Source organism: Winslowiella toletana (genome assembly GCF_017875465.1).
GTDB classification, from domain to species: Bacteria; Pseudomonadota; Gammaproteobacteria; order Enterobacterales; family Enterobacteriaceae; genus Erwinia; species Erwinia toletana.
Window position 1 is genome coordinate 1,343,702 of the sequence record NZ_JAGGMQ010000001.1, and the last position, 13,758, is coordinate 1,357,459.

Annotated in this window: 11 protein-coding genes; 2 read left to right on the forward strand and 9 right to left on the reverse strand. The window is 54.2% G+C overall.

What is annotated here, in order from left to right:
- Positions 1-5: 5 nt before the first annotated feature.
- Positions 6-1,421 (reverse strand): siroheme synthase CysG, encoded by a 1,416-nt coding sequence (gene cysG / locus J2125_RS06330; RefSeq protein WP_017803627.1) that lies wholly within the window; start codon positions 1,419-1,421, stop codon positions 6-8.
- A gap of 255 nt (positions 1,422-1,676) precedes the next feature.
- Between cysG and J2125_RS06335 the strand changes: the two genes are divergently transcribed.
- Positions 1,677-2,708: an aminopeptidase gene (locus J2125_RS06335; protein ID WP_017803626.1), complete on the forward strand. Its 1,032-nt coding sequence runs from the start codon at positions 1,677-1,679 to the stop codon at positions 2,706-2,708.
- 33 nt (positions 2,709-2,741) lie between these two features.
- Here the strand turns inward: J2125_RS06335 and J2125_RS06340 are convergent, their stop codons facing one another.
- From J2125_RS06340 to cysJ, 4 genes are all read right to left on the reverse strand, one after another.
- Positions 2,742-3,461, reverse strand: coding sequence for a GNAT family N-acetyltransferase (locus J2125_RS06340; protein ID WP_157819483.1), 720 nt, complete (start codon positions 3,459-3,461; stop codon positions 2,742-2,744).
- A 311-nt stretch (positions 3,462-3,772) separates the two neighbouring features.
- On the reverse strand, positions 3,773-4,507 hold the full coding sequence (locus J2125_RS06345) for a phosphoadenylyl-sulfate reductase (RefSeq protein WP_017803624.1): 735 nt from the start codon (positions 4,505-4,507) through the stop codon (positions 3,773-3,775).
- A 15-nt stretch (positions 4,508-4,522) separates the two neighbouring features.
- Positions 4,523-6,235 (reverse strand): assimilatory sulfite reductase (NADPH) hemoprotein subunit, encoded by a 1,713-nt coding sequence (gene cysI, locus J2125_RS06350; RefSeq protein WP_017803623.1) that lies wholly within the window; start codon positions 6,233-6,235, stop codon positions 4,523-4,525.
- Positions 6,235-8,040 carry an NADPH-dependent assimilatory sulfite reductase flavoprotein subunit gene (gene cysJ, locus J2125_RS06355; RefSeq protein ID WP_017803622.1) on the reverse strand — a complete coding sequence of 602 codons (1,806 nt, stop codon included), beginning with the start codon at positions 8,038-8,040 and terminating at the stop codon, positions 6,235-6,237. Before cysJ ends, cysI begins: the two co-directional genes overlap by 1 nt.
- A 293-nt stretch (positions 8,041-8,333) precedes the next feature.
- Between cysJ and queD the strand changes: the two genes are divergently transcribed.
- Positions 8,334-8,693: a 6-carboxytetrahydropterin synthase QueD gene (queD, locus tag J2125_RS06360; RefSeq protein WP_017803621.1), complete on the forward strand. Its 360-nt coding sequence runs from the start codon at positions 8,334-8,336 to the stop codon at positions 8,691-8,693.
- Positions 8,694-8,823: 130 nt separating this feature from the next.
- On the opposite strand, the gene queE is transcribed toward queD, so the two are convergent.
- The 4 genes from queE to mazG all read right to left on the reverse strand — a co-directional run bounded on the left by queE (position 8,824) and on the right by mazG (position 13,695).
- Positions 8,824-9,495 carry a 7-carboxy-7-deazaguanine synthase QueE gene (gene queE / locus J2125_RS06365; protein WP_017803620.1) on the reverse strand — a complete coding sequence of 224 codons (672 nt, stop codon included), beginning with the start codon at positions 9,493-9,495 and terminating at the stop codon, positions 8,824-8,826.
- Positions 9,496-9,638: 143 nt separating this feature from the next.
- On the reverse strand, positions 9,639-10,934 hold the full coding sequence (gene eno, locus J2125_RS06370) for a phosphopyruvate hydratase (protein WP_017803619.1): 1,296 nt from the start codon (positions 10,932-10,934) through the stop codon (positions 9,639-9,641).
- 125 nt (positions 10,935-11,059) lie between these two features.
- Positions 11,060-12,697 (reverse strand): glutamine hydrolyzing CTP synthase, encoded by a 1,638-nt coding sequence (pyrG, locus tag J2125_RS06375; RefSeq protein ID WP_017803618.1) that lies wholly within the window; start codon positions 12,695-12,697, stop codon positions 11,060-11,062.
- Positions 12,698-12,912: 215 nt separating this feature from the next.
- Positions 12,913-13,695, reverse strand: a complete 783-nt coding sequence (gene mazG / locus J2125_RS06380) for a nucleoside triphosphate pyrophosphohydrolase (RefSeq protein WP_017803617.1) — start codon at positions 13,693-13,695, stop codon at positions 12,913-12,915.
- Positions 13,696-13,758 lie beyond the last annotated feature (63 nt).

The following is a 13,758-nucleotide window of genomic DNA, read 5'->3' on the forward strand; positions in this document are numbered from 1 at the left end:
TTTCCTCAAGCCAAATTCACAACGGCGGATTCACGTCCGGCCTGCTGTGCTGAATGTTGAAACCAGGCCAACTGCGCATGCAGATTGACGACTTCGCCAATCACCAAAAGCGCTGGCGTCGGGGCGCGTTGCGCCAGTTCTTCGAGCTGTTCGAGCGTACCGGTTAACACCTGCTGATCCTGACGGGTGCCACGACCAATCACCGCTACCGGCGTGCTGGCGTCGCGCCCGTGGGCAATCAGCTGCTGACTGATTTCCGCCGCTTTCACCGTGCCCATATAGATCGCCAGCGTCTGACGCGCACGCGCTAACGAAGGCCAGTCGATGCCATCGCCGCCGGTGCGGCAATGGCCAGTAATAAACAGTACGCTTTGCGCGTGGTCGCGATGGGTCAGCGGAATACCGGCGTAGGCAGTCGCGCCCGCGGCGGCGGTGACGCCCGGCACCACCTGAAACGGAATGCCAGCGGCCTGCGCGGCCTGTAACTCTTCGCCACCACGGCCAAAGATAAAGGGATCGCCGCCTTTCAGGCGCACCACCCGTTTGCCCTGCTGCGCCAGCTCCACCAGCAGGCGGTTGGTCTCTTCCTGCGGCACCGAGTGGGCGCCAGCGCGTTTGCCAACGCAGATGCGGTCGGCGTCGCGGCGGACTAAATCCAGAATCTCATCGCTGACCAGATGGTCATACAGCACCACATCCGCCAGCTGCATCACCTGCAAACCACGCAGCGTCAGCAGACCGGAATCACCTGGCCCGGCGCCAACCAGCACGATTTCGCCCTGTGCTTTCTCCGGGTTGACCAGCTGATCGTCCAGCGTCTGCTTCGCCCCCTGCACATTACCGGCAGCCACCTGACTGGCGAACAGGCCATTAAACGCGCGCTCCCAGAAACGACGGCGATCCGACATCTTGTGAAAACGCTGCTTCACTTTGCCGCGCCACTCACCGGCAATCTGCGCCATCTGGCCGAGGTTAGCGGGCAACAAGGCTTCCAGTTTTTCCCGCAGTAAACGCGCTAAAACCGGTGCGGTGCCGCTGGAGGAGATCGCAACCACCAATGGCGAGCGATCGACAATCGAAGGAAAGATAAAGGTGCATTTCGGCTGGTCATCAACCACATTCACCAGCCGGAAGCGTTGATTCGCCGCCGCAAATACCCTGGCGTTAAGCTGGCTGTCATCAGTGGCGGCTATCACCAGGAACACGCTATCGAGCTGTGCTTCGTCGAACTCGGTAGCCAGCCATTCGACTGCATTTATCTCCGCTAACGCCTGCAGCTCTTCGCACAGCGCGCGTGAGGCAATCTGGATGCGCGCGCCTGCCCGGCGCAGCAGTTCAATCTTGCGCGCCGCAATGTCGCCACCGCCTACCACCAGTACCGGCTTAGACTTGAGATCGGCAAAAATCGGGAGATAGTCCACGTCGGCCTTATATGAAATAACAAAAAGTTAACGCGACTATACGTCTGCTGCTTCCGTCAGATGAAATTACTTATTGGAATGAGTAGTTACTGAATGGAATAACGAGCTGACTAAGTTGAGAACAAAATGTGCTTAACAGATGATATTTAGCGGCTTTCAGAACGAATGTAATTGTCTGACTGCGATCACAATTTCATACTAGCGCAGTAAAAAAATTTTGCTTTGCGTCAGGGGATGACGCCTAAGGATCCTGAAATGTTTTCCACCCTCCGCCTGACTGCGCTGGCTGCGCTGCTCAGTTGCGGTATTGCTTTACCGGTGACGGCGGCGGAACCTGCCGTCGGCAAACAGGCTGAACAGCAGCTACGTAATATCGCCACCTGGTTCCCTGGCCGCATGATCGGCAGTCCGGCCGAGTTGCTGACCGCCGACTATCTGCAACAACAGTTCAGCGCAATGGGTTACCACAGCGACAAACGCGATTTTCATACCCGTTATCAATATCTGCACAAAGATGGCAGCGCCGTCTGGCGCAATGTCACCGGCACCTCGGTGATTGCCGCGCGTGAAGGTCAGGCGCCGCAGCAAATTCTGCTGGTGGCGCATCTCGATACCTGGAGTCCGCAGAGCGATGCCGATGTAGAACATAATCTCGGAGGCCTGCGCTTGCAGGGCGCCGACGACAACGCCGCCGGTCTGGGCGTGATGCTGGAACTGGCGCAACGTCTCAGCCAGCTCCCGCTGCATTATGGCGTGCGCTTTGTCGCGCTAAGCGGTGAAGAGATTGGTCATCGCGGCAGTGAAGATTATCTGACGCGGATGAAACCTGAAGAGAAGAAAAACACTCTGCTGGTGATTAACCTCGACAGTCTGATTGTCGGCGATAAGCTCTATTTTAACAGCGGTAGCAATACCCCTGCCGCAGTAGCACGTCAGACGCGCGATCGCGCGCTGGCTATCGCCCGTCGTTACGGCATTGCTGCCGACAGCCATACTCCGGCAAAAGGAGATTATCCGGCGGATAACGCCTTTGACAGCGCCGGTTTTCCACTGCTGAATGTGCGCGCCGCAAACTGGACGCTGGGAAATAAAGATGGTCGCCAGCAGCGTCGTATCTCGCCGCATTTCCCGCAGGGTATCAGCCGCCATCAGACTGAGCGCGATAATCTCAGTTATCTTGATCGCTGGCTGCCTGGCCGTATCGCCCGGCGCAGCCATGACACGGTGAAAATCCTGCTGCCGTTAATCACTGAACTGGCTAATCCCGCCGCCAAAAAGGCGCTCTGATCGTTGCGGGCGCCGTGGCGCCCGCTTCATCAGTTACAAATGTCGGTTCAGGATGCTGTGTAATGCCGCCCGTTGTTTGCTGCTCAGCGTGTCATTTTTGACACAGCAGCGATCGCAGTAGTGGCGGGCATGCTCCGCCGTCCAGCGAAACACCTTCTCCTCTTTCATGCATGCCACCAGCCTGTGATACAGATTGCTGATATTCATCGACACCATCACCTCTTTGACACTCAGGCGTTTATGCGGCGATAAGCTTTTGCGCAGGAAAGCCAGCGTCTGGCGAATATCGGCACGCAGTAAGACCACCGGTTTGTTCTGATACGCAGGATGCAGGCGGCTCTCCCCCACCTGATGAAAAAACAGATTATCCTGGTAGAAGCGTGCTTTACGCGCCTCCACCTGGATAAACAGCGTATCAATGCGTTGAAAGAAGGCGGCATAGAGAATAATCCAGCCGTAGAGCGCACGTAGTACACCACCACCGCGATAACAGGCATCAATGCATAATGAGCCAATCTCTGCGGTATGCTCCGGCTGACAGCCTGACTGGCAAATCTCGTCGGCAAATATCTTCTCCGCCGGTAATCCCTGCCCGCTCTGCTTAATCAGCGCAATGGTGCCAATCACATCATTATCGACTTTAGCCAGAAACAGGCGGTTCGCGGCGGTGAAGAACCAGGGTGAAAACAACATATTGCCTGGCTGAGGCGCCACCAGACCGAGTTTGAGGTACTCCGCGTGTAATTTTCCCATGCCGGTAAAAAAATCCTGCAGTGTACTCACCTGGCGAATATCGATTTCGTCAGTTGAGTGTTGTTTACCAAAACGAAGGGAATTCTTCACGACGGAAGATGGTTTTTTATGGGGTACAGACGACGTCAGGGCTTTATCTGACACTGTGTTCTCTCCTTGCTGAGTGAGTAAAACTTCCACCCAACAAGGATTGATCGATTAGATAAATTAAACAATAAAGTAACAAAAAATTAATGCATTAACGAAAATACAATAAATTAACTAATAAACACCGATAAACTATCGGGTAATTAGTTTAGCATAATTTATCATTAACCTTCATGCAGGCCGCACTCGCGTTTCAGGCCAAAGAAGCGCGTCTCTTCTTCTGCCATACCCGGCTCCCACTTACGCGTGGTATGGGTATCGCCGACCGACAGATAGCCTTCATCCCACAGCGGATGGTAGCTGAGACCATTCTGTTGCAGATACTGATACACCTGTTTGTTGTCCCAGTCGATAATTGGCAGGATCTTAAATACCCCGCGCTGAATCGCCAGCACTGGCAGATGTGCGCGGCTGCCAGACTGGTCGCGGCGCAGACCAGCAAACCATGTCTGACCACCCAGTGTCTCCAGCGCGCGGTTCATCGGTTCAACCTTGTTAATCTGGTTGTACTTTTCGATGCCTTCAACGCCCTGCTCCCACAGTTTGCCGTAGCGCGCTTCCTGCCATGCCGCTGACTGCTCGGCGCGGAACACTTTCAGATTCAGATCCAGCTTCTCGGTCAGCGAGTCGATAAACTGGTAGGTTTCGGCAAACAGATAACCGGTATCGGTCAGGATCACCGGAATGTCTGGCTTCTGGCGCGTTACCAGATGCAGCGACACCGCTGCCTGAATGCCAAAGCTGGATGACAGCACAAAATCGCCCGGCAGATTTTCCAGCGCCCAGCTGACGCGCTCTTCAGCGGAGAGTTTCTCCAGCTGAGTATTTACTTCCGCCAGCGCCATCACGCGCTCGACTTTTGGCATATCGTTCAGTGCTGCGAGATCGAATACAGACATTATCAGTCGCCTCCGTTATTCCCAAAAATCACGTGCCGGATCGAGAACCTCGCGCACCACGCCGGCGCGAATGGTGAAGTCGCCAAAGCCTTCATCGGCTTCACGCTCGCTTGCCCAGCGTCCGACCAGTTCATCAATGCTCGCCAGAATATCGTCTTCGTTGATATTCTCACGATACATCGCCGGAATACGTGTACCGGTGCGGTTACCGCCAAGGTGCAGGTTGTAGCGACCCGGCGCCTTACCGACCAGACCAATTTCAGCCAGCATGGCACGGCCGCAACCGTTCGGACAACCGGTTACGCGTAGCACTATGTGCTCTTCCCCGACGCCGTGTTTATTCATCAGCCCTTCGACCTTGGTGACAAATTCCGGCAGAAAGCGCTCAGCTTCCGCCATCGCCAGCGGACAGGTAGGGAACGACACGCAGGCCATCGAGTTTTCGCGCTGGGCAGTGACGTTCTCCATCAGGCCATGGCTGCGGGCAATCGCCTCGATTTTGTCCTTCAGCGTTTCCGGTACGCCCGCCACAATCAGGTTCTGGTTGGCGGTCAGACGGAAATCACCAGGATGGATTCTGGCAATTTCAGCCACGCCGGATTTCAGCGCGCGGCCTGGGTAGTCCAGCAGACGGCCGTTTTCAATAAACAGCGTCAGATGCCATTTGTTATCAATACCCTTCACCCAGCCAAAGCGGTCGCCACGGGTGGTGAATTCATACGGACGAATCGGTTCGAACGTAATGCCAGCCCGGCGTTCAACTTCCTGCTTAAAGGTCTCAACGCCGACGCGTTCAAGGGTGTATTTGGTTTTGGCGTTTTTGCGGTCGGTACGGTTACCCCAGTCGCGCTGGGTGGTCACAACCGCTTCCGCTACCGCCAGCGTCTTATCCAGTGGCAGATAACCAAATTCACTGGCAGTACGGGCATAAGTCGCTTTATTACCGTGCTCGATCGACAGACCACCGCCCACCAGCAGATTAAAGCCCACCAGCTTGCCGTTCTCGGCAATGGCGATAAAGTTCAGGTCGTTGGCGTGCAGGTCGACATCATTGTGCGGCGGCACCACCACGGTGGTTTTAAACTTACGTGGCAGATAGGTTTCACCGAGAATCGGCTCTTTATCAGTGGTCGCGACCTTCTCTTTATCCAGCCAGATTTCGGCATAGGCGCGCGTCTGCGGCAGCAGGTGCTCTGAGAGTTTTTTTGCCCACTCATAGGCTTCCTGATGCAGCTCTGACTCCACCGGGTTCGAGGTGCAGAGCACATTACGGTTAACGTCGTTGGCGGTGGCCAGCGAGTCGAGTCCGACTTCGCTCAGCATCTGGTGCGCCGGTTTCACATTGCCTTTCAGAATACCGTGAAACTGAAAGGTCTGACGGTTAGTCAGGCGCACGCTGCCGTAAATGGTATTGTCTTCGGCGAACTTATCAATCGCCAGCCACTGGGTCGGGGTAATAATCCCGCCCGGCAGACGGCAGCGCAGCATCATGGCATGACGCGGCTCCAGCTTCTGCTCGGCGCGTTCGGCGCGGATATCGCGGTCATCCTGCTGATACATACCGTGAAAACGGATCAGCAGAAAGTTATCGCCACGGAAACCACCGGTAAGGCCATCGGTGAGATCGTCAGCGATGGTGCCACGCAGGTAGTTACTCTCTTTTTTCAGGCGTTCAGCGTCAGTCAGTTTGCCTTCAACGACCAACGGTCCAGGATGTTTTTCGCTCATTAGTACACGTCTCGCTGATAACGGCGCTCAATGCGCAGCTCGCTTAAAAATTCGTCAGCCGTTTCGATGTCCATGCCACCGTATTCGGCTACCACTTCCAGTAATGCCTGCTCAACGTCTTTTGCCATACGATTAGCATCGCCGCAGACGTAAATGTGTGCGCCTTGCTGAATCCAGCGCCACACTTCCGCGCCCTTCGCGCGGATTTTGTCCTGTACATAGACTTTATGCTGCTGGTCGCGTGACCAGGCTAAATCGATATTGGTCAGCAGGCCATCTTTTACATAGCGCTGCCACTCCACCTGATAGAGGAAATCTTCGGTAAAGTGCGGGTTGCCAAAGAACAGCCAGTTTTTACCGCCCGCGCCGTCGTTGTCGCGCTGCTGCATAAAGGCGCGGAACGGGGCAATCCCGGTGCCAGGCCCAATCATAATCACCGGCGTTTCCGGGTTGGCGGGCAGACGGAAGTTATCGTTATGTTCGATAAACACGCGAATCTCGCCGTCCTCTTCCAGACGATCGGCCAGATAGCTGGAGGCGCCACCGGCACGCGCACGGCCATCAATCTCATAACGCACCGCGCCGACCGTAATATGCACCTCAGTTTCGTTCTCCGCCTGTGAAGAGGCGATCGAGTAGAGGCGCGGAGTGAGCGGCCGCAGCAGCTCAATTAACTGGTCAGCATGCAGTTCGGTTGGCGCCTGACGCGCCATATCTACAATCGGCGTGCTCTGCGCATAGTGCTGTAGCTTCGCCTTATCAGACACCAGCGCCAGCAGCGCATCGTTGCGCGACAGATGGGCAAAACGCTCGACGATTTGCGGCGTATTGACCGTCAGTTCGAAATGTTTCTGCAGTGCTTCCGCCAGTGGCAGCGTGGCGCCATTAACCACCACGCTCTCATCGCCTTTTAACCACAGCAGTTCAGCCAGTTCCTGCACCAGCGCCGCATCGTTTTCAAACCAGACGCCGAGCGCATCACCCGGCTGATAGCGCAGTGCTGAGTCGCCGAGGTCGATTTCGATATGACGGACGTCTTTATCGGAGTTGCGACCGGTAATTTTCTGGTTTACCGCAAAGCTGGCAACCAGCGGCGCTTCTTTGGTATAAGGCGTGCTATCGACCTGATTAACGCTGCCGCTGGCGGTCTGCGCCGCCGCCGACGGTGACTCAGCCGGCGCGCGTGCTTTCAGCACCTCAACCACCTGCTTACGCCACTGCTCAGCATCAGCCGCGTATTCCACATCGGCATCGACGCGCGCCAGCAGGCGATCGCCGCCCAGTTCCGCCAGCTTGCCGTCAAAATCTTTGCCCGCCTGGCTGAAAAACTCGTAGGAGGTGTCGCCGAGGCCAAACACCGCAAAAGCGGTATCGGTCAGTTTCGGCGCTTTCTTCGACATCAGGAATTTGTGCAGCGCCACCGCTTCTTCCGGCGGTTCACCCTCACCCTGGGTGGAGGTCACCACCACCAGCAGTTTTTCCTGCGCGATCTGTTTAAATTTGTAGTCGCCAGCATTCACCAGATTGACATTCAGCTTAGCCGCCAGCAGGTCATCACGCAGCTGTTCCGCCAGCCGACGTGCATTGCCGGTCTGCGAAGCGGACAGAATGGTGATGGCCGGTGTCTCAACCATTGCCGGAGCCGTGGCGACAGCAGCGCCCCCCGTCTGATTGACCATCCCCCAAAAATAGCCGGAAAGCCATGCCAGCTGCGTGGTAGAGAAATCACCTGTCGCCGCCTGCAAGCGCGCGAATTGCTCCGGGTTAAGCGGAAGCAGATTACCTGGGGGAGCCTGAGTCGTCATTGCGTTGAAAATTCCAGTGTCTGTGGTCCGGGACGTAAGAGGAGGTAGGTTACCGAGTGACATAATAACCATTAAATAAGGGTTAGAAATAATAAATAACCAAAATGACTAAGTGGTTTTTCGGGTAACGGTTAACAGCAAAAGCGGTTAACTAAAATCATTTTAATCAATAAGTTAACAACACCAGGCGATTAAGAGTAAAGTTACTGGCGCGATCCTGCGCTTAACGGGTGCGAAAAAAGCTGTTTTCCGTTAGACTTCGTCGGTTTTTTGATGAGATTGAGACTGTAACGATGGCAACCACGCTATTTAAAGATTTCCAGTTTGAAGCCGCGCACCATCTGCCAAATGTGCCGGAAGGCCATAAGTGTGGCCGTTTGCACGGACACTCGTTTTTGGTGCGTATTGAAATCACCGGCGAAGTGGATGCGCATACCGGCTGGGTAATGGATTTTGCTGAGCTGAAGGCGGCTTTTAAGCCGTTATACGATCGTCTGGATCACTATTATCTGAACGATATTCCAGGCCTCGAAAACCCTACCAGCGAAGTGCTGGCAAAATGGATTTGGGATCAGATGAAGCCCACGCTGCCGGAACTGAGCGCAGTGCTGGTAAAAGAGACCTGTACCGCCGGGTGTGTTTATCGCGGTTGATGCATCTCTTTGACACCGGTGGCGAGAACGCCGCCTCTACGTTCAGAACAATGCAGGGGCGGCGTTCTCGCCGCCCGTTCAGATGGTTTGCACGAATCGTGGTAACGGCGTTCTCGCCGCCCGAGCCCGATCAGGCAATATTCAGATACTTATGGGTCTGCATCGATAAGCGCCAGTTATGCGCAATACAGGTTTCGATGCACAACTTCGTCGCATCCTCTTTCTGGCTGATTGGCTGTAACGCAATGATGCGTGGCTTATCATCGCTCAGCGTAGCCAGCAGCGCCTGTAACGCTTCAATATCCCGCTGACGCGCCACCGGATGTTTAATCTCGTCGGCACGCACCAGCGCCTGTGACAATACATCATAACCGCCGCGCATATTGACCTTCGGTGAAACCGTCACCCAGCTATTGGCCGAGCAGTGGACTTCATGAGTGCCGCTGGTTTCGATCTGGCAACTGTAGCCAGCAGCTTCCAGCACGCTGGTTAATGGCGTCAAATCATAGATGCTCGGCTCACCGCCGGTGATCACCACATGACGTGCCGTCCAGCCCTGCTGACCAATCATCGCCAGCAGCCCGTCAGCATCCGCCGAACCCCAGGCGTCACTCTCAACCGTTTTCACCAGAATATCGCCCAGCGAGGTCTCCCGATTGGCCAGCTTATCCCACGTATGTTTGGTATCGCACCAGCTGCAGCCAACCGGGCATCCTTGCAAGCGGATAAAAATTGCCGGTACGCCGGTATAAAAACCTTCGCCCTGCAACGTCTGGAACATCTCATTAATCGGGTACTGCATTACTTTCTCGCTAGTGGGGGGAATCAGGGGCGCAGATTATGGCAGAAAAAACCTCTGCGCGCGCGCCATAAAAAAAGCCTCGTGCAGGCACGAGGCTCTATCTTATCACCACAGCTTACCCGCGGGATAAGCTGTGGAATTTATTACTGACCTTTAACTTCAGACAGACCGTTAAATGGCGCACGGCTGCCCAGCGCTTCTTCGATACGAATCAGCTGGTTGTACTTAGCAACACGGTCAGAGCGGCTCATAGAACCGGTTTTGATCTGGCCAGCAGCAGTACCCACCGCCAGATCGGCGATAGTTGCATCTTCGGTTTCGCCTGAACGGTGAGAGATAACTGCAGTGTAGCCAGCATCTTTCGCCATTTTGATCGCCGCCAGCGTTTCGGTCAGAGAACCGATCTGGTTGAATTTGATCAGAATGGAGTTAGCGATACCTTTGTCGATACCTTCTTTCAGGATTTTGGTATTGGTCACGAACAGATCGTCACCAACCAGCTGGATTTTGTCGCCCAGCACTTTAGTCTGGTAAGCAAAGCCCGCCCAGTCAGATTCATCCAGACCGTCTTCGATAGAGACGATTGGATACTGCTTAGTCAGGTCTTCCAGGAAGTGGGTGAACTCTTCTGACGTGAAGGCTTTGTTGCCTTCGCCAGCCAGAACGTACTTACCGTCTTTGTAGAATTCAGACGCTGCACAGTCCATCGCCAGGGTGATATCAGTACCCAGCTTGTAGCCCGCTTTCTCTACGGCTTCAGCAATAACCGCCAGAGCTTCAGCGTTAGAACCAAGGTTTGGCGCATAGCCGCCTTCGTCACCTACTGCAGTACCCATGCCTTTCGATTTCAGCACTTTCGCCAGGGTGTGGAACACTTCAGAACCCATACGGATGGCTTCTTTCAGGGTTTTCGCGCCCACTGGCTGAATCATAAATTCCTGGATGTCGACGTTGTTGTCGGCATGCTCGCCACCATTGATGATGTTCATCATTGGCAGTGGCATAGAGAATTTACCTGGGGTGCCGTTCAGTTCAGCGATGTGCTCATACAGCGGCATGCCTTTAGCAGCAGCAGCGGCTTTAGCAGCAGCCAGAGAAACCGCCAGAATAGCGTTAGCACCGAAGTTAGATTTGTTTTCAGTACCGTCCAGCTCAATCATGATCTTATCGATGTTTGCCTGGTCTTTCGCATCTTTACCCTGCACCGCGTTCGCGATTGGGCCATTAACTGCTGCAACGGCTTTAGTGACGCCTTTGCCCAGGAAACGAGATTTGTCACCGTCACGCAGTTCCAGCGCTTCGCGAGAACCGGTAGAAGCACCTGATGGCGCAGCAGCCATACCGACAAAGCCGCCTTCCAGATGAACTTCAGCTTCAACAGTCGGGTTACCACGAGAGTCGATGATTTCGCGACCGATGACTTTAACGATTTTGGACATTAGATTTTCCTCAGTACAAGTTAAGCTAAGACTCAGACAAACAACGCGCTTCCCCTTTATCTTTCGCGCCGCAGCAATGCTGGCTGCAACGCGAAATCTTGCGGGGAGAATTGTGCGTTGTTCTGTTATTTCGCTAAACGCTTCTGGTACTCGCTTGCGGCTTTAACAAAGCCAGCAAACAACGGGTGCCCGTCACGCGGTGTTGAGGTGAATTCCGGATGGAACTGACACGCAACAAACCATGGATGGTCAGGGATCTCAATGATCTCTACCAGCTGGTCATCCCCGGAGCGGCCTGCCACACGTAATCCAGCAGCTTCGATTTGCTTCAACAGCATGTTGTTCACTTCATAGCGATGACGATGACGTTCCACAATGGTGTCAGAACCATACATCTGACGGACCAGGCTGTTATCGGTCAACTGGCACTGCTGACTGCCGAGGCGCATGGTGCCGCCCAGATCGCTCTGTTCGGAGCGCATCTCAACATTGCCTTCTTCATCACGCCATTCGGTAATTAATGCAACTACCGGATATTTACAGTCTGGCACAAATTCAGTGGAGTTAGCCCCTTCCATGCCTGCGACGTTGCGGGCGAACTCCATCAGTGCCACCTGCATACCTAAGCAGATACCGAGGTAAGGCACGTTGTTTTCACGCGCATACTGCGCAGTCATCAACTTGCCTTCCACACCACGGTAACCAAAACCGCCAGGGATCAGGATAGCGTCTAAATCTTTCAGTAATTCGACACCACGGGTTTCAACATCCTGCGAGTCGATCAGCTTAATGTTTACCGTAACGCGGTTCTTCAGGCCACCATGCTTCAGTGCTTCAATCACTGATTTGTAGGCATCCGGCAGCTCGACATATTTGCCGACCATACCGATCGTTACTTCGCCACCCGGATTCGCTTCTTCGTAAATCACCTGCTCCCATTCGGAGAGGTTAGCTTCCGGCGCGTTTAAGCTGAATCGTTTACAAATATAATCGTCAAGGCCCTGTGATTTCAACATGCCTGGGATTTTATAGATAGAATCAACGTCTTTCAGAGAAATTACCGCTTTCTCCGGCACGTTACAGAACAGCGCGATTTTCGCCCGCTCGTTGGCCGGGACCGCGCGATCGGAGCGGCAAATCAGCACATCGGGCTGAATACCAATCGACAGCAACTCTTTCACCGAATGCTGAGTAGGCTTGGTTTTCACTTCGCCCGCTGCCGCCATATACGGCACCAGCGTCAGGTGCATATACAGCGTATGTTCACGACCGACATCCACCGCCATCTGGCGAATGGCTTCGAGGAACGGCAGTGATTCGATATCACCAACGGTGCCGCCGATTTCAACCAGCACTACGTCGTGACCTTCACCACCGGCGATAATGCGCTCTTTAATCGCGTTAGTGATATGTGGGATAACCTGAATGGTCGCGCCCAGATAGTCACCGCGGCGTTCTTTACGCAGCACTTCGGAGTAGATACGGCCAGTGGTGAAGTTGTTGCGGCGTGTCATCCGGGTACGGATAAAACGCTCGTAGTGACCTAAATCCAGATCGGTTTCAGCACCGTCATCGGTCACAAAGACTTCACCGTGCTGTGTAGGGCTCATAGTACCTGGATCCACGTTGATATACGGGTCCAGCTTCATGATGGTCACGTTAAGACCACGAGCTTCGAGGATAGCTGCCAGGGAGGCTGCGGCAATGCCTTTGCCCAGAGAGGATACGACCCCGCCGGTCACAAAAATATAATTCGTTGTCATGCTGAACCTGAGAGTTTAGGTTTAAAGACGATGGAATAACCAGGACGGGAAAACAGTATACCGGAAACCCCCTGAGCCGACAATTGATCCTTTCTGGTTGTGTGCGCGACAACGTTTTTATCAGGCTAAATTAGCCGACAAACCCGCGACCCGGATTGATTTTGGTCATAAGATCGCGCGTTAAATATTTTTAGCTGAATCGGGTCAGTCGTCGATTACTCCGTCGATTTAACCTGCTGCCAGGCAGCTTCCATTTGTTCAAGGGTGGCGTCATTTATCGCCATTCCCTGGGCGGCGATAATCTGTTCTACCTGACGAAAACGACGTTCAAATTTACGATTGGCTTTTTGCAGCGCGGTTTCGGCTTTTTTGCCCAGATGACGCGAAAGATTGACCGTGGCAAACAGCAGATCGCCAATCTCCTCTTCCAGTTTCTCCTCATCCACCACCGCCTGCTGTGCCTCCTCCATCACTTCGTCGATCTCTTCATACACTTTTGCCAGCACCGGGCCGATGGTGTGCCAGTCAAAACCGACGGCGCTACAGCGTTTCTGAATTTTATGCGCTTTCATCAGCGCCGGCAGTGCCGCGGGGATATCGTCCAGCGCAGAATGCTGTTCTTTATTGGCGCGTTCCGCCGCTTTAGTCTGTTCCCACTGTACGCTGCGTTCCACGCTGCTATCCACCAGCCGATCGCTAAAGATATGCGGGTGGCGGCGCTCCATCTTGTCGCTAATGGCGTGACAGATATCGTCGAAGGTAAAGCGCCCCTCTTCGCTGGCCATCTGCGCGTAAAACACGATCTGGAACAGCAGATCGCCAAGCTCATCACGCAGATCGGCATAGTCCTCGCGCTGAATAGCATCCAGCACTTCATAAGTCTCTTCGAGGGTATAGGGGGCAATGGTGGCGTAGCTTTGCTGGCGATCCCATGCGCAGCCGTTCTGCGGATCGCGCAGGGTTTTCATGATGCCCAGCAGGCGATCGAGAGCGTTCATTGGACTCCTTAAATATAATGGACTGCTAACAGATAAAAATGTCTGGAAGATCGAAATACACGG